Raw genomic sequence first — 15,551 nt, 5'->3', positions numbered from 1 at the left:
AAATAGCGACTGTCGGCGGCTAGTTATCGGTTTCCAGGATCTGCACGGCCGAAGGCAACGGCAATGGCATTTTTTATAGTTTTAATATTGAATATACAATTTTAGTAGTATTATGTACTATTGATGGCAAGTGTGTTTGCAGCTTTTACCAAAGAATTATAGTTATGAATCCCGCTACTACCCAGAGTCTGTTTTTTCAGCATCTGAAAAGCCACGTACCGGCTCACAAAGCGCTAGTAGAGGAAGTAGCCGACCTACTCGGCATCAGCACCGATAGTGCTTATCGACGCATTCGGGCGAGAAGCCCCTTGTGTTGAGTGAACTGCAGCAGTTGGCCGCGCACTATCAGGTTTCCCTCGACCAACTACTGAATTTGCAAAGCGACACGGTGCTGTTCACGGGCAAGCCCATCGCTCATACTCCGGTCACGCTGGAAAGCTGGCTGACCCGGATGCTGGGCCAACTGCAACTAATGAACAGCTTCGGTAAGCGGCACTTATACTATTTGCTCAAAGACATTCCTCCCTTCTACCACTTTCAGATTCCCGAGTTGGCAGAATTCAAAATGTTCTTCTGGATGAAGTCCATTCTGCACTACGATAGCCTAAAGGGGGTTCGATTTCGCTTCGGCGACCCGCAGTACGCGAATTGCCACGCCCTGTGCCAACGCATCGTGGCCTTGTACAGTCAGATGCCCACTACGGAAATCTGGAACGTGGAAAGCGTGAATAGCACGTTGCGCCAGATCGAGTTCTACCACCAAGCCAGCGCTTTCGCCTCGCCCGGTGATGCTTGTTTGCTTTACGAAAAAGTGACCGAGTTGCTTGATTCTATTGAATACCAGGCAGAAATGGGCGTGAAATGCGTCTTGAAGCAGCCCAGCAGCCAGAGCTTACCCTACCGCCTGTTTGTCAACGAGCTAATCTTGGGGACAACACCTTGCTGGTGGAACTGGACGACATCCGCCTAACCTACCTCAACCACAGCGTGCTCCATTTTCTGGGTACTCGGGATGAAGGCTTCAATGACTTTATGTTTGCTAATCTGGACAACCTAATGAAAAAGTCGACGCTGGTTAGCGGTGTAGGCGAAAAGGAGCGCAATCAGTTTTTCAACGCCATCCGTCAAAACATCTACCATCGAGCGAGCACCCTGTAAAACCAAAGGGGTATACGCTTTCGGCGCCAGCCGTGCGCTGCTACCCTCACCTGAACCTGCACGGCGAATATTACTTATCCAACTAGCTCCCGCCTGTCGAGTGCCCGTTTGATATGGGAGTGAAGCAAGGTGATTACGGCGGGCAGCCAACCTGGTATTATTAGGGTCACGATTTTCGCGAGGGCTCAGGCGTCGAACAGCTCACCGAGCACCTGCAGCAGATTGGAACCGTGAGGCAGCGTCACGTGCCCACCGATGACAATCCCAACCCCGATGTACGGGTTCTGCTTCTGGAACTGAAGTAATTGGCCGGGGCTGTCTCTATCAAGAATGTTACCTACCCGGTGACTAGTTCAGGCAGCTATTCTGCGTTACTATTTCGTTTCTACTCGTGTCCGACAAGCCTTTTTATGGTTTAACAGAAGATTCTACTCGTTAAGGACCCCTTATCGAAGGTAATACTGGGGCTATGTTGAGAGGAAAGAGCAAAGAAAGATAACATCCTTTCCTGTTATCTTTTACTGGCCTCTCAAAGGTGGTTCCATTCCTAAAGCACGACGCACTTAGGAAAGCGGCGGGGCCTTACTTGAGGAGCAGCAACCATGAATCCATACCCCTTCTACAACGCGTAGTCTCTATCTCCCGTCGCACGCGCCCTGCAGCCACTGCCGAGCCGGGACGATGCCAGGAAAGTATTCCTAGGCTAAGTGAAAATTGACTCCTATAGAGGAATTTTTGGAGGCCTGTGACTACCACACCTGCGCCCCTATCTCCTTGCTACTTGCTGCACTATTGGCCCTACGCCAAACCCTACACTACCAACGAATCTTTGCGTAGTGCTTTAACAAACGTGCTGCTCTCAGTACACTGCTAGGTGATGAAATCAGGTATGAGCTGCAAACAGCTTATTCTACTTGTTTATTCCCGCGCCACGCTAATCCCTAGTTTTTTCATTCGCGCCTCTAGCGTAGTGGGCTTAATAGCCAGAAGTTCTGCTGCGCCGCCGCTGCCGCGCACCCGATTGCCTGCCTGCGCCAGCGCGGTCAGAATGGCCGCCCGCATAGAGTCCTGCAAGGGCCGCACCCCCTCGGTTGCGGCCGGCACGCGACTGCCGACAGTGGTTGGTTCCAGGGTCTCGGCCAGCGTTAGAGTAGGCGAATACGAGAGAATTGCTGCCCGCTCCAGCACATGTTCCAACTCACGGATATTACCTGGCCAGGCGTAATGCTGTAGCTGCTGTACCGAGGCAGCAGTGATGCCCGTGAGCGGCTTGCCGAGCTTCTTGCTGATACGCGGCAGGAAGTGCAGAGCCAGGGGCATGATGTCTTCGGGCCGCTCGCGCAGCGGCAGTACCACCAGCGGAAACACTTTGAGCCGGTAGTACAAATCGGCCCGAAAGCGGCCGGCGGCCACCTCCTGCTGTAAATCGCGGTTGGTGGCCGCGATAATGCGGACATCGACCAAGATGGTGCGCTTGCCACCGATGCGTTCGATTTCCTTTTCCTGCAGCACACGTAGCAATTTGGCTTGCAGCTCGAGTGGTAGCTCCCCTATTTCATCTAAAAAAATGGTGCTGCCGTGAGCCAACTCAAACTTGCCTAGACGCTGGTCCGTGGCCCCCGTGAAGCTGCCTTTCTCGTGACCAAACAGCTCGCTCTCAATAAGCTGCGGCGGCAGAACAGCACAGTTTATCTTGATCATTGTGCGACTCGCACGCTTCGACATGTTGTGTACGGCGCGGGCAATAAGCTCCTTGCCGGTGCCGGTCTCACCGGTTATCAGCACCGTGAAGTCGGTGGGGGCTACCAGCGCAATGTTTCGGAACAGCGCCTGCATGACCGAACTGGTGCCGACGATTTCCTCGAAATTATAGCTGTTTTTGAGTTCCTCGACGAGATAGCTTTTTTCCTGCTCCAGCCGCTCGCTCAAGCTTTTGATGCGCTCGTAGGCCAGCAGATTTTCCAGCGCCAAGCCTAGCGTGCGGCTCAAATCCTGCAGTAAGCGCAAATCTTTCTCGGTGTAGGCGTAGGCTATTTTGCTGGACACCACCAGCGCCGCCCGCGGCTGGCCCTGAATATGAATCGGCACATACATCGACGATTGTAAGCCTCCTAGATGCTCGCTGTAGCGCTGGGGCACGAGGTTACTGGCGCGCGCCGTGCGGCCCGCCTCGCCCACGTTGAGAGTGGGCAACTGCATGCGAAGCTTCAACGCCGCGAGGGCCTGTTGCCATTGCTGGCGGGTCTGCTCGTCGGATAAGTCCACTACATCCGCCGCTCGCAGAGGCAAAAAGGCACTACCCTGGCGGTACACCCCAGGGTCATCCTCTGTCATGCCCAATACCTCGCCCACTTGGTAGAGCGTGAGATAATCGAGCGGCAGCAGCGGGTGGATAGCGGCCGCCACCGCGGGCGCAATCTCGTGCAGGTCGCGCCCATTGCAGAAAGCACTGACTATCGCCAGTTCAGTTGATTTAATGCGGCGCCGGGCCTCGATTTCCTCGCTGGCCAGCAGGTTGTCCAGGGCCAAGGCAATCTGCGGAATAATTAGCTCGACGGCTTTGTAATCCTTCGACGTAAACCCATTCGGCTCCCTACAAGCTAATTCGATGGTGGCGTACGAGCGCCGCTGCTTCAGCTTAACCGGGAACAGGACCAACGACTGCATGCCGAAATTATCGCGGCTGCTACGCGCCGGAGGGGAATGCTCGCAAAGCTGATCTAAGGCTTCACCCGTGAATAGGCCCTGCTCAATTGGAATCCCTGTTATGGAGTCTTGCTCCATAATCTGTTGGAATCGTTCGATCGCCTCGCGGCGGGTTGACATCGGCACGGCCACCGGTTCGAAGTCACCCGCGGCATTCTTTTGCATGGTCACCCAGGAGAACACCAGTTCATCCAGCAGCGCCAGCCGCAAACTCAGCATTCTAAATGGTACCACTTTATTGAGCTCGGTCGCCATGGCTAGGCACAGTTGGTCGCGGTCGAGCAGCGTGACCAGGGCGCTATTAACGGCCATTTGCAGCTGCCGCAGCCGGGCCTCCTCATCCTGCCCGTGGCGGTAACGGGCTATTTCGAGGGTGGTCAACAGCTCCGTCTCGCAGAAGGGCTTGTGGAGGAAGCCAAACGCTCCCGTCACCTTGGCGGCCTCCATTACGCTCTCGGGCCGGTTAGCTGAGAAGTAGACGAACGGGATGTGCTGCTCGCTCAGCCAATGGCCCAACTCAATACCAGTCTCCTCGCCCTTTAACACAACATCGAGCACCACAATAGTAGGGGCCACTTGCGCTATCAGCGCCCGCGCTTCGGCCCCCGACTCGGCCAGGTCCAGCACTTCATATCCCGCCTTAAGCAAAGCGAGACGGAAGTCGTTGCCGACCAACAACTCTCCTTCAACAATAAGGACGGTGGCTACTGCCGCAGATGCGGGTAAAATAGGATTCATGCAGGTGCAGGTAAGGAAAGCAGAAAGTGGCGTGAGTAGCTAGGCACTACCCGAACAGTGTTGCGTCTACCATCCAAAAACAGCCTCCAATATAATGGATTCTCCACTATGTTGGGCGGCATTCACCGAAGGTGAGCCCCATACAATTCAAGATCAACTACCTGGAAAACAATGCTTTATCGCACTGCAATAAATTGATTTAAGCGCTGCTACTGGACTTGGCATTCAGTTGGCCTTTAAGGCAAGCAACTGCTTTTGTATTCCACTTAACCTGGCATTATCACCCAAGGGCTTCCTACACCACAAGCTCCTTCCTAGTAGCATCTACCGGCGCGGGAGCGCCCTAGCAGGTCTCGCAGCTCCTGTACGATCACCTTACTAGGGTGAGCCTTTGCCAGAGACTGGAAATCCTGGAGTTGATAATCACTCATTCTATTGATTCTGCCTCTTTTCAACGCTTCCAGTGAATACCAGACATCAGATCACCTTCACTAACAACTTCTTCAACTTACAATGAGTGCATCACAAAAGGTCGTCATCGTTACTGGCGCGTCACAAGGCATAGGTGCCGAAATCGTCAAGGCCTTTCGCAAACTCGACTACCGCGTCGTCGCAACCTCGCGCACCATCAAGCCCTCCGACGATCCCAACGTCGTGACCATCGCGGGCAACATTGGTGACCCGGCCACCGCACAACGCGTCATGTCCGAAGCAATTACTCGCTTCGGCCGGGTCGACACGCTGGTCAACAACGCCGGCATTTTTATCGGCAAGCCGTTCACCGAAAATACGCTCGAAGACTACAACGCCGTCATGAACGTGAACATGGCGGGCTTTTACCACATCACCCAACTGGCCCTAGCTGAAATGGTAAAGCAGGGGAGTGGCCACGTGGTGACGGTCACCGGCAGCATTGATAACGGCGTCAGCGGCTCGCACACGGCCTTGGCGGCATTGACCAAGGGCGGCCTGAACGCGGCCACCCGAGTGCTGGCGATTGAATATGCCGAACACGGCATCCGCTTGAACGCCGTGGCGCCCGGGGTCATCAAGACGCCCATGCATCCCGAGGAGTATCACGACATGCTGCGCAGCTTCCATCCCTTGCGGCGCATAGGCGAAGCCAGTGAAGTTGCCAGCGCCATCGTCTTTCTGGAAACGGCAGAATTCATCACGGGAGAAGTCCTGCACGTCGACGGCGGCCAGAGCGCCGGGCGGTAAGCGCTGGCCATGCTTGCAGCCGGCGCAAGGCGACTGTGGCGGTGCAGACATAAAACTAGGCAGGATGTTCGGTGCCTAGTTCATCCTACCTACTAAACAAGGCAAAACAGAACCAGAAATTTCACCTTTAAACAACAATCGAATGAACACAGCACCTGTAGACGCCTACTTCCAGGCTTTGAGCAACAAGGACAACCAAGGAATTATTCCGCACCTCTCCGAGCAAATTATTCTCCTCGGCCCGATCTTTCCTGAACCCACAGAAGGGAAAGACGCCGTAGTACAAGTTCTCTCCGGTTTTCTGGCCACGATTGACACCCTGGAGGTTAACCTGCGGTTTGCTTCCGGTCAGGACGTAGCCGTATTCTTCACCTTTTCGTGCAATGGGATTACGGTCCAGGGCAACGAGCATCTTCATCTGGATGAGAACGGGCTGATTGACCGCATTGAAGTGGCGTGGCGGCCACTTCCCTCCGCGGTACTCATCCAAGAAATATTCGCGGCTAAAATGGGCTTCCAGGCGATGCGTCTCGTTCTAGCAGAAGGCGTTGCGCAACCTTAGCCTTGGTTAAAAGGCTGGTTTAAGAGGAAACAGCTTCCTAGCGGAGGCGCCACGTACCCTTCAGACTAGGGCAGCCAGAGGGCAGCCGGGCTGGTTTGCTTAGCGAACCAGCCCTATCTCTGCAGAGACCACCGCCCCACGTTGCCTGCACTACCCAATCTGACTTTTTTACGCCGGATGTACTGCCTGCCTACTTCCGGCCAGCGCTTGTCGAAGTGGGTACTGTCGGAGGCGCCAGACGAATTCGACCGGGGCGAGCAGGGTTTCCAACTTATCGAATGGGTGCTCCAGCACAAACGCTTGAATAGTTTGAAGTCCACCCCATCGACGAGCTAGCTGTCGGCAACTACCAGATCGGGCCAGTAGTAACCGCAGCGCCGATGGCAGGGGCGCTGCGGCCAATTTCAGTGACTTTTCTCGGCTTTTAAATAAGCGCCATACGGTCCAATCAGACCACGCATACCAATGAAAAAAACAATTTTAGTATTGACTCTGGTAGCCCTTTCTACCGTTTTTCTCTCCGCCTGCTCTAAAAAGGATGAGGAGCTAAATGCCAACCCAAAGACCTTCGTGTTGGTGCACGGTGCCTGGCAAGCACCGTACGTTTGGGATGCAGTAAAAGCCAATCTTCAAAAGCAAGGCGCTCAGGTAATCACGGTGGAGTTGCCGGGGCATGGCGCGGATCAGAGCGCTCCGCAAACCCTTACCCTGGATGTTTACCGGGACAACGTAATTGAGGCCCTCAGCAAAGTAAACGGCAAAGTTATCCTCGTTGGGCACAGTCTGGGGGGTATGGTGATTTCTGCGGTGGCGGAACGTGTGCCTTCCAAAATCGAAAAGCTGGTGTATATAGCCGCCTATCTTCCGGTATCGGGTCAGTCATTGAAGGACCTGGCCCAAACAGATAAAGACTCCCAATTAAGTACCGCGCTGATACCCTCCGCGGATCAGCTTACCTTCGACGTGGCGCAAGCGCAACTAGTGAACATCTTTATTGAGGACGGATCTGACGCTGTAAAAAAATTAGTGCTTCAGAATTACCGTCCTGAACCGGCCATACCTTTCACGAACGCGGTGAGCCTAACGGCATCGAACTACGGTTCAGTTGCGAAAGTATATATAAAGACCCTGCAGGATCATGCCGTTTCACCCGCCCTGCAGGCCAGCATGATCAAGGCAAGCGGTGTAAAATCGGTCTATCAGCTTGACACCAGTCACTCACCTTTCCTGTCAAAGCCGGATGCAGTAAGCAGCTTATTGAGCCAGATTGCCCAATAAGTTCAACAGATTTCCCATCACGCATGTCCTCGCAGGCCCCATGGACCTGTGTAATACAGAAAGCAAAGCCTTTATTCAAAGCTAATTGATGTTTGAGCTCAGAGCAGGGCCACAAATAATCAATAAAAGCATCAAGAGATGAGAAAGCAAACAGTCATAGTAACAGGTGCCTCATCAGGTATTGGCAAAGCCGTAGCCAATTATTTCCTGGACAAAGGGGACAACGTAGTCATCAACTCCGCAACTGCTGATAAATTGGAAAAGGTTTATCATGAGCTAGGTGCTGGCGATTACCTGGCTTTTGTTGCAGGTGACGTAAGCAAAAAAGAAACGGGCGAAAACCTGGTGAAAACCGCAGTTGAAAAGTTCGGCTCTGCTGATGTGCTGGTGAACAGCGCAGGAATTTTTGAAAGAAAACCCTTCCTTGAAGTAGAGGAAGCTTACCTGGACCGCTTCCTGTCCATCAACTTTAAAGGCACTTTCTTTACCTCACAGGCGGTGATTCCGCAAATGATTAAACAACAAGGCGGTGTCATCATCAATATCGGTGCCCCGGTTGTTAATCAAGCGTTTGGTAACTCACCAACGACTGCTCCAATATCGAGTAAGGGGGCCATCCACGCGCTGACCAAACAACTGGCCGCAGAGTTTGGTACACACAACATCCGCGTAAACCTAGTTGGTCCAGGCTTCATCCGTACACCATTGCAAGGTGACAAAGTAGATAACCTGGCATACATACCCTTACTCAAACGTATTGGTGAGCCGGAGGAAGTTGCCCAAATGATTTATGCCCTTGCAAACAATACGTATGTAACCGGTGCCTTAATTGACGTTGACGGCGGCATAGGCGCTGGCCACTACTTAAATTAAGTTTTTTACTCTTCACTCTCGTTTCAACTAAAAGCGTCCATTATCCTAGGCGAGTGGACGCTTTTATTGTTTAGGCCAATTACTTAATAGGTTGTACGGGTAAATGAGCCTTTTTTGAACGACACAATAGCTATACCGTCCAAAAAACGCTCCCGTTATCTTTCTTATCTTTTCAGCTGTTGCTTCACCGCCTGTGTTTTACGCCATGTCCTTTCGTCGTCGACTTCGTTACCGCGTCCGGGTCGCGCCCCTTTGGGTAATGCTCCTGGTCGTGCTTGTTTTCGCGCTGTTGTGGATGGCTAGCCAATAGGTGTTTCGCGACACGACCGCAAAGTACCTTGGTTCATCGGTAGTGTGTCTTATCCGCCCCACTATTGGAGCCATTTTTGGGACGACACAACTATACTGTAGCGTCCCAAAAAAGGCTCCAATAGCGGGACGGACGAGACACTCTTACTTGATGTGTTCTTTTTTGCGGCTGCCCTCGTTTAGGGTCCGTGTGGCTCCATTCTCGGCAATGGTTTTCCCTCCCGTACGTAATAATCAAAGTGCCTTTTCACTTCCGCAAAATACTGCGCCCCAACCTCTCTCAGCGCATGGGTTGCGCCTTCGTATAAAATGAATCGCGTCGGGTGGTTGCACGCGTATAATTTCTGCACAAGTTCCAATGCTTCCGTAGCCGGAACGCGCCAGTCCGAGCTGCCGTGTTGAATAAGCAAAGGCGTTGTTTTACACATCTTGTCTGCCCAAAAAACGGCTGACCTCGCTTTCAGAACGGCCTCTTTATTGGTCTTATAATCCGGTATCAATTCCGTATACTCACTTTCCAAATCCGGCCGCTTTTTAATATGGGTCACAAGATTTGCCACGCCCGAATTCACGGCGGCGGCTTTAAACCGACTCGTATTTTTCAATGCCAGATACGTCATCATGCCACCTCGGCTTCCTCCTTCTATCCCAATTCTTGACGTATCCGCGTTGGGCACTTGTGAAAGTGCCGGAATCAGATTCAGTACATCCTGAATATCTTTTCCTCCTAGCTCTTCTTTCCCTTCTCCGTCATCATTGCCTCGGTATTGACTGGCGATAACAACATATTTCCAGGTGGCCATGCGGCCCAGGGTATAAGCAAGTTGAACCGTATCCCATTGGGCATACTCTCTATTGCCACCCCGGTTGGAAATGATACAGGGATAGGTGCCCTTTTCCTTCGGCTCGGCCAGGTACCCGGTTACCTGCAAGCCATCAGACAAATACGTAATGCGATAAAAATTAATGCTTCTCAATTGCTGGCTAAATTCGGGATTACGGCGCGCAAATTCTTTGAAGACTCCCTCCTGTAAAATGAAGGGCTTTTTACGGAGGATTCTCCCATCCTGCGCCCAACTTGAATGGCTGCTCAACAGAGCAGCAAGTAGCAACCAGATAGCTATTTTCATCTTTTTAGGCTTCTTGTTTATCACCCAACTCATGGATCTATTCTTGGTCGCTACTCGGGATGTGTCTTAAAAAACACCCTTTCAACACTTCCCCTAATGCTTTTGGGAAAGGCTCGCTTTCCTGCCTCCTTCCTTTAGCAGGACTGCGATCATCGGGACAGGGTAGCCGGCGGGTTGCGGATCAAAAAACGCTTGTCGGTCAGCGTAAGCAGAAAGCTCTCGAGGTCTTGCTTTTCCTGCTTGGTTAATCCGAGAGGTTTGGCTAACAGCGGATCACGATTGAGCGCATTCGGGACCACTTTACTCGGATCATTGTAAAAGTCCAGTACCTGTCCGAGGGTCTTAAACATGCCGTTATGCATGTACGGCGCCGTCAAGGCCACATTTCGTAAGGGGCCGACCTTGAATTTGCCTACGTCAACGCTCTTTTTCGTTAGGGCGGCGCGCCCACTATCGATCAGGGCTTGGCCGTCATACAAGCCAATGTTGCGGAACTCGGCGCTGTTGAAATCAGGACCAAAGTGGCACTGCACACACCGGGCCTTGCCCTCAAAGAGAGCAAACCCGCGCTTGGCCGCGTCACTCACCGCCGCATCGTTGTCACTGAGGCGCCACTCGTCGAGCGGCGACTGGTTGGTTTCCAGGGTTCGTTCAAATGCGGCCAAGGCCCTAGCCAGATTCTGTTGCGTGGGGGCTTCCCCAAATACCCGCTCAAAGGAGACGCGGTACAGGCGGCTGTGGTTGAGCCGCTGCACCGCCTGCCCCAGGGGCAAATCCATTTCCAGCGGATTCGCAATGGGTAGCAGGGCCTGTTCCTCCAACGTCGTGGCCCGCCCGTCCCAGAAGAAGTTGGCCTGCAGGCGCACATTCATGGCCGAGGGGGTATTGCGCTTACCCAGTCGCCCCCGTTCGCCCCGGCTGACGGCCGAGGTGTCAGCAAAGGCAAAAGCCGGCTGGTGACAGCTCGCACAACTGATGGTGCGCGAGCGGGACAGAATCGGATCGAAAAACAGCCATTCGCCTAACGCCGCTTGATCCGCGGGCGGGACCGGGACGGGCACAAAGGCGGTGCTACCTATTCCGAGCGCCATCCCAATGGTTAGCAGCCGCCCGGCCCACCGGCTCATGGCTTACCCGGGGTGAGTCGACCAAAGACGCTTTGATTGGTACCCCGGCGCCGTTGCGCACACGAGTCCTGGATGGCGGTAAACCGCACCGAGTCTTCGGCAAAGAAGGTCAGCTGGTAGTGCCCGTACATCCGACACCCCGTATCGTTCAAGGCAACAGTGTCCTGGCGCACAGAATAGTGGCCACGCACAAAGGCTTTGCCATCAACAAACGCTTCGTAGGAGCCATCGGGTCGGAAATTGGCCAACAAGATCGCCCCATTGGCCCAGCGCTGTTGCCAGCGCCCCACCAAGGAACGCGGCGGATTGCGGAAAGCGAGGCTACTGCCGAGCAAAAGCACCAGCAAGAAAAGGAACCCATTTTTCATGACAGGATAGGCTTAGTAGGTGAGGAAGTCGTGCGAGCACCTACTCCCAGCCGCGCGTTCCCGCCGCGCCATGCACGGCGTATTGCTTGCCAAAAGAGGGACGTTCAGAGCACCAGACAAAACAAGCAATTACCACCCTAACCCGCATTGGCGGACGTTGCAAAGGCATTAGAAAACGTTGCAAATCAGCACATCCAGACGGCTTTGCTACGCTAGCGGCTGGCCGTTCTCGTTCGTTCGCGCCTAGCCTGCTTCACCGGGGGGCGCCGGTTTTGTTGCGCCCCTCGCTGGGGCATACCCGAAGTGCCGGGAAAAACTGGTGGAAAAGGTGGACGGATTGCTGAACCCGACCAAGTAGGCCACTTCCGCCACGGTGCCGACGTTGGCGGCCAACAGCTCCTGAGCCCGTTGCAAGCGCACGAGCCGGATAAAGTCGCCGGGGGCCTGGTTAAGCACGGCTTTGAGCTTGCGGTGCAGCTGGGTGCGGCTCAAGCCCACTTCGCGGCCGAGCGTTTCTACGCTGAAGGTCTCATCGGCCAGGTACTGCGCCACGACCTGCTCGACCCGCGCGATAAAGGCTTGTTCCATCGACGGCAAGCCCGCGCTGGCGGAAACGACGTAGCCGCGCCGGTAACTCTCCCGGAGCAGTTGCCGGCTGCGCAGCAGGTTGTCGAGCGTAGCCAGGAGCTCTGCCGTATGGAAGGGCTTGACCAGGTAGGCATCGGCGCCGGTGTGTAAGCCTTCCAGCTTGCTGTCCACGCCAGCTTTGGCCGTGAGCATCACCACGGGAATGTGGCTGGTCCGCTCGTCGGTACGCAAGGCCTGGCACACGCCGTAGCCATCGAGGCGGGGCATCATGACGTCGGTGAGCACCAGGTCAGGTACTTGCTCGCGGGCCAGTTCTACCCCTTCTTCGCCGTGCACGGCTTCCAGCACCTGATAATGCGCCGCCAGCGTGGTGCGCAGGAACGCGCGCACGTCGGCATTATCTTCAATAACGAGCACCTGGGTGGCCTCGGCGGGGGAAGCAACGGGCAGAAGCTCTAACGGGGCCATATCCATTAGGGGCAGGACCCTGGGCGTACCCGCCGACGCAGCCTGCTGGCGGACGGGCAAGCGGACCGTCACCGTGGTGCCGTGGCCTAGTTCACTCACCAGCGTAATGGTGCCCCCATGCAATTCCACCAGTTCCTTGGTCAAGGCCAAGCCGATACCGGTTCCTTCCTGTTCGCGCGTGTCGGAGCTATCGGCTTGGTAGAACCGGTCGAACAGGCGCGCTTGCTGCCCGGCGGCAATGCCGCGGCCCGTGTCGCCTACTTCCAACTCTATCCAGGCCGCCGTTGCCGGGGCAGCTTCCACCTGCTGCACGCTCAGCGAGACGTGGCCGCCGCGGGGCGTGAACTTAAAGGCATTGGAAAGCAGGTTATACACGATTTTCTCCAGCTTGTCGGGATCAAAATCCGTGACTAGTTCCGCCTGGTTGATGGTGAAGGAAGTGGTGATGCCCTGCTGCTGGGCCAGGGATTCAAACGAGCCGAACAAGCCCCGCACGAACCGCACCAGGTCGTCGGAAACGGGCGAGAGTTCCAGGTGGCCAGCTTCGAGCTTGCTCAGGTCGAGGAGCTGGTTGATGAGGTGCAGTAGCCGGTGGGCGTTGCGCTGCATCAGGCGAACATGCTGCCGCGTGGCGGGCTCCTGCGACTCGGCCAGGATTTGTTCGGCCGGCCCCAGCAGCAGCGTGAGCGGGGTGCGAAACTCGTGGGTAATGTTGGTGAAGAACCGCGATTTCACTTCGTCTAACTCTCGTAACCGCTCGGCCTGCTCGCTAATTTCGGCTTTTTGGGTGGCTAGCACCGTGTTCTGGTGGCGGATTTCCTCGGTCCGCGTCTGCACGGTATTTTCCAATACTTCGTTCTGCGCGCGGATCAGCTGCTGGCGTTCCGCTTCCTGCTGCCGCGTCTGCGCCGAGAGCGCCTGCACTTGGTGCAGCTGCATTTCTAAGTGACGATGGGTGGTGGCGAAGTCGCGAGCCAAGTACACCGACATGCAGATTGGCAACAGCAGCAAACACAGCTGAAGCACCAGCTGCTGCGTTGCCGCGAACTGGCCGCCCCATAGGCCAAACAGGCCGCTGGCAATAAAGGGCACTAGCAGCGTGCCGAACGTGCCTAGGGCAACCAACCAGATACCCGGCTGGTGCTGGCGCATCGCCCGGATCATCACCCGAAACATATCCAGCCCAAGGACCATGAAAAGGCCCTGCCAGACCGGCAGTAGGTCCCAGGCCGGCCGCAGCAGGCCCACGATAATTAGGGCCGCTGGCCCTGCGGTCGCTAGGGCCAGCCAGCGCTTTGAAAGGGCGGTTTGACAGACGGAGTATACAAAAGCCAATAGCATCGTGAAGCACAACATCCAGCAGAACTGAAAGCCAAGACTAGCCCACCAGTGTGCCGTAATATCGGCAGCCACCCACCGCAGGTAAACCATTAGGCTGGTTGCAGACGCCAACGCCATGTAGAGGCTGTAGTAAAGATTAGCCCGCTGCTGCGGGTAGAAAAGAAAGAGAAAGCCGTGCAGCAGCGCCAGCACTGCCGTGCCCGTTATAGCAATCAGATTAAGGTCGCCGAGCCGTACTTGCGTCTCACTTTCGACCAGCCGCCGCTCGGCCGTGGCGACCCACAGCGCAAAGCCGCCGTGGGGTGGCGGCCACGGGTCGAATTTGGCGTATCGAATGGCCAGCAGGTGCGGGCCGGCCGTGGTGCACATAAACACCAGGGGCCGGAAACGAACCCGCTGGTGCTGCGTAGTGGCGGCCGAGGGACCCGCCTTGCCGTAGCTGCCCAGCCAATGGCCATCCAGATAGAATTCGATGCCCCCTTGTTGCAGCACCCGCAGCGCTAGAGGCCGGTTAACCAGCGCCGAATCCAGCGTGAAGCGGAGGCGGAAACAGCCCGTACCGCCCCAACCCGGCGGGCCCTCGCCAAAGGTAAAAACGGCGGTAGTCAGGAGCCAGGTGCGGTCATCGGTGGTAGGGCTGGCCCACCCTTCCGGCGTGCCGGGCCGGAAGCGCCAACTTTCGCCGCGGCCCAGGCGCTGCATCGTGTCAGAATCCACGCCGGGCACGGTAAGGCGCACCAGGTTCAAGTCCTGGTCTTGGGCCCGACTCGTCAGCGCCCAATGCCAGCAGGCACAGAGCAGGCAGATAAAACGCACTGTTTTCATGCCGATAAGGAAATGCAATACCTGCCCTGCGTAAGGCCCCAGAAAGGGTAGGCCGGTTTCGCCAGCCGCCGACCAGCTAGAAGTAATAACTGACTACTAGTGCTTTAGCAAAACAATATAGGGATTTCATAATTACCCAACTACTACCCAGCAGTGAGCCGTTCTGCCAGGCAACCCACGGCTGACGCCCGTTGGCCACCGAGTATTAAAAGTGATGGCTGCTTTTGCCGGGAGCTTTTGCAGGAGCTTGGTCACACCGTCTAGCAGCTAGGGGGAACAGCTGGTCCCGAAAGACGAAAACCGGCGACCAAGGCAGAATACGCACCCTGTGCAACCTCAGCAAACGCTTTTGCAACACCCGAAAGACCTGGTGCTAGCCATGGCAACGAGTTTGCAACGTCTTCTAATGCCTTCCGAGGCGGGAACCACTTGCTTTGCCACCGTTCAATTGTTGATCCTTTCACGCTGTCCCTTGTGCTATGAAATTTCATTTCCCATTCCTGCTTATCGGGGTGTTGCTGCTAGCCGCCGCCCTCCCAACCCGGGCTCAATCTGCGGTTGCAATCCACGCCGACCTCGACTTCGAAGTGTCTAAACAGAAAGGTGCCTGGTGCGACCCCAGTTCAGAATATCTGGATCCTACCTTAGCGTATCTGTTTGCCAAGTATCAGGCGATGACCCCAGCCCCAACCACGGAGCCACAGCTGCTGCCACCAGCGGAAAATCAACAGCTGGCGCTGGATTACCGCATCGGCCTGTTGCAAGCCCAAGTGGAGTTGCTGAGCCGGCGGCTGGCGGCCCTGGAAGCAACTCCCACTACAGCTGCTACCGAAGGCGATAGCGGCCAACCGCGCTAAGC

At 55.4% G+C, this 15,551-nt stretch carries 14 protein-coding genes; 9 read left to right on the top strand and 5 right to left on the bottom strand.

Features of this window, described 5'->3' with window-relative positions:
- Positions 1–164: 164 nt before the first annotated feature.
- The 3 genes from MUN86_RS26320 to MUN86_RS26310 are packed head-to-tail and all read left to right on the top strand — an operon-like array spanning position 165 to position 1,158.
- Positions 165–317, top strand: coding sequence for a helix-turn-helix domain-containing protein (locus MUN86_RS26320; RefSeq protein ID WP_245126772.1), 153 nt, complete (start codon positions 165–167; stop codon positions 315–317).
- Complete coding sequence (locus MUN86_RS26315; protein ID WP_245126771.1) at positions 314–970, top strand: hypothetical protein; 657 nt, start codon at positions 314–316, stop codon at positions 968–970. The genes MUN86_RS26320 and MUN86_RS26315 overlap by 4 nt, the downstream gene beginning before the upstream one ends.
- On the top strand, positions 946–1,158 hold the full coding sequence (locus tag MUN86_RS26310; protein WP_245126770.1) for a hypothetical protein: 213 nt from the start codon (positions 946–948) through the stop codon (positions 1,156–1,158). The genes MUN86_RS26315 and MUN86_RS26310 overlap by 25 nt, the downstream gene beginning before the upstream one ends.
- Before the next feature lie 918 nt (positions 1,159–2,076).
- Here the strand turns inward: MUN86_RS26310 and MUN86_RS26305 are convergent.
- Entirely contained in the window at positions 2,077–4,602 is a 2,526-nt protein-coding gene (locus MUN86_RS26305; RefSeq protein ID WP_245126769.1) for a sigma 54-interacting transcriptional regulator, read from the bottom strand.
- A 513-nt stretch (positions 4,603–5,115) separates the two neighbouring features.
- On the opposite strand from MUN86_RS26305, the gene MUN86_RS26300 reads away from it, so the two are divergent.
- The 5 genes from MUN86_RS26300 (at position 5,116) to MUN86_RS26280 (ending at position 8,536) form a co-directional block, all read left to right on the top strand.
- On the top strand, positions 5,116–5,823 hold the full coding sequence (locus MUN86_RS26300; protein WP_245126768.1) for an SDR family NAD(P)-dependent oxidoreductase: 708 nt from the start codon (positions 5,116–5,118) through the stop codon (positions 5,821–5,823).
- 142 nt (positions 5,824–5,965) lie between these two features.
- The gene (locus MUN86_RS26295) at positions 5,966–6,385 is read left to right on the top strand and encodes a nuclear transport factor 2 family protein (RefSeq protein WP_245126767.1); all 420 of its coding nucleotides are present in this window, start codon (positions 5,966–5,968) and stop codon (positions 6,383–6,385) included.
- Between the two features lie 141 nt (positions 6,386–6,526).
- Positions 6,527–6,721 (top strand): hypothetical protein, encoded by a 195-nt coding sequence (locus tag MUN86_RS26290; RefSeq protein ID WP_245126766.1) that lies wholly within the window; start codon positions 6,527–6,529, stop codon positions 6,719–6,721.
- 129 nt (positions 6,722–6,850) lie between these two features.
- On the top strand, positions 6,851–7,663 hold the full coding sequence (locus MUN86_RS26285; protein ID WP_245126765.1) for an alpha/beta fold hydrolase: 813 nt from the start codon (positions 6,851–6,853) through the stop codon (positions 7,661–7,663).
- Positions 7,664–7,801: 138 nt separating this feature from the next.
- Complete coding sequence (locus MUN86_RS26280; RefSeq protein ID WP_245126764.1) at positions 7,802–8,536, top strand: SDR family NAD(P)-dependent oxidoreductase; 735 nt, start codon at positions 7,802–7,804, stop codon at positions 8,534–8,536.
- Positions 8,537–9,024: 488 nt separating this feature from the next.
- Here MUN86_RS26280 and MUN86_RS26275 read toward each other — a convergent pair whose 3' ends face one another.
- From MUN86_RS26275 to MUN86_RS26260, 4 genes are all read right to left on the bottom strand, one after another.
- On the bottom strand, positions 9,025–10,008 hold the full coding sequence (locus MUN86_RS26275) for an alpha/beta hydrolase family protein (protein WP_245126763.1): 984 nt from the start codon (positions 10,006–10,008) through the stop codon (positions 9,025–9,027).
- 116 nt (positions 10,009–10,124) lie between these two features.
- Entirely contained in the window at positions 10,125–11,102 is a 978-nt protein-coding gene (locus MUN86_RS26270) for a cytochrome-c peroxidase (protein WP_245126762.1), read from the bottom strand.
- Positions 11,099–11,470, bottom strand: a complete 372-nt coding sequence (locus tag MUN86_RS26265; protein ID WP_245126761.1) for a hypothetical protein — start codon at positions 11,468–11,470, stop codon at positions 11,099–11,101. The genes MUN86_RS26270 and MUN86_RS26265 overlap by 4 nt, the downstream gene beginning before the upstream one ends.
- Positions 11,471–11,713: 243 nt before the next feature.
- Positions 11,714–14,692, bottom strand: coding sequence for an ATP-binding protein (locus MUN86_RS26260; protein WP_245126760.1), 2,979 nt, complete (start codon positions 14,690–14,692; stop codon positions 11,714–11,716).
- 479 nt (positions 14,693–15,171) lie between these two features.
- On the opposite strand from MUN86_RS26260, the gene MUN86_RS26255 reads away from it, so the two are divergent.
- A complete protein-coding gene (locus MUN86_RS26255) occupies positions 15,172–15,549 on the top strand; it encodes a hypothetical protein (protein WP_245126759.1) in 378 nt (125 codons plus the stop codon).
- Positions 15,550–15,551 lie beyond the last annotated feature (2 nt).

Origin of the sequence: Hymenobacter volaticus (genome assembly GCF_022921055.1) — a bacterium.
In the GTDB taxonomy this organism is placed as follows: domain Bacteria; phylum Bacteroidota; class Bacteroidia; order Cytophagales; family Hymenobacteraceae; genus Hymenobacter; species Hymenobacter volaticus.
Note: the sequence above shows the minus strand (reverse complement) of the source record. Positions and strands in the feature narration are given on the sequence as shown.

Excerpts from the sequence above, each read along its gene's own strand:
- MUN86_RS26255 (WP_245126759.1), top strand. The coding sequence starts at position 15,172 with ATGAAATTTCATTTCCCATTCCTGCTTATCGGGGTGTTGCTGCTAGCC.
- MUN86_RS26270 (WP_245126762.1), bottom strand. The coding sequence starts at position 11,102 with ATGAGCCGGTGGGCCGGGCGGCTGCTAACCATTGGGATGGCGCTCGGA.
- MUN86_RS26260 (WP_245126760.1), bottom strand. The coding sequence starts at position 14,692 with ATGAAAACAGTGCGTTTTATCTGCCTGCTCTGTGCCTGCTGGCATTGG.
- MUN86_RS26275 (WP_245126763.1), bottom strand. The coding sequence starts at position 10,008 with ATGAGTTGGGTGATAAACAAGAAGCCTAAAAAGATGAAAATAGCTATC.
- MUN86_RS26295 (WP_245126767.1), top strand. The coding sequence starts at position 5,966 with ATGAACACAGCACCTGTAGACGCCTACTTCCAGGCTTTGAGCAACAAG.
- MUN86_RS26300 (WP_245126768.1), top strand. The coding sequence starts at position 5,116 with ATGAGTGCATCACAAAAGGTCGTCATCGTTACTGGCGCGTCACAAGGC.
- MUN86_RS26320 (WP_245126772.1), top strand. The coding sequence starts at position 165 with ATGAATCCCGCTACTACCCAGAGTCTGTTTTTTCAGCATCTGAAAAGC.
- MUN86_RS26305 (WP_245126769.1), bottom strand. The coding sequence starts at position 4,602 with ATGAATCCTATTTTACCCGCATCTGCGGCAGTAGCCACCGTCCTTATT.
- MUN86_RS26285 (WP_245126765.1), top strand. The coding sequence starts at position 6,851 with ATGAAAAAAACAATTTTAGTATTGACTCTGGTAGCCCTTTCTACCGTT.
- MUN86_RS26280 (WP_245126764.1), top strand. The coding sequence starts at position 7,802 with ATGAGAAAGCAAACAGTCATAGTAACAGGTGCCTCATCAGGTATTGGC.
- MUN86_RS26265 (WP_245126761.1), bottom strand. The coding sequence starts at position 11,470 with ATGAAAAATGGGTTCCTTTTCTTGCTGGTGCTTTTGCTCGGCAGTAGC.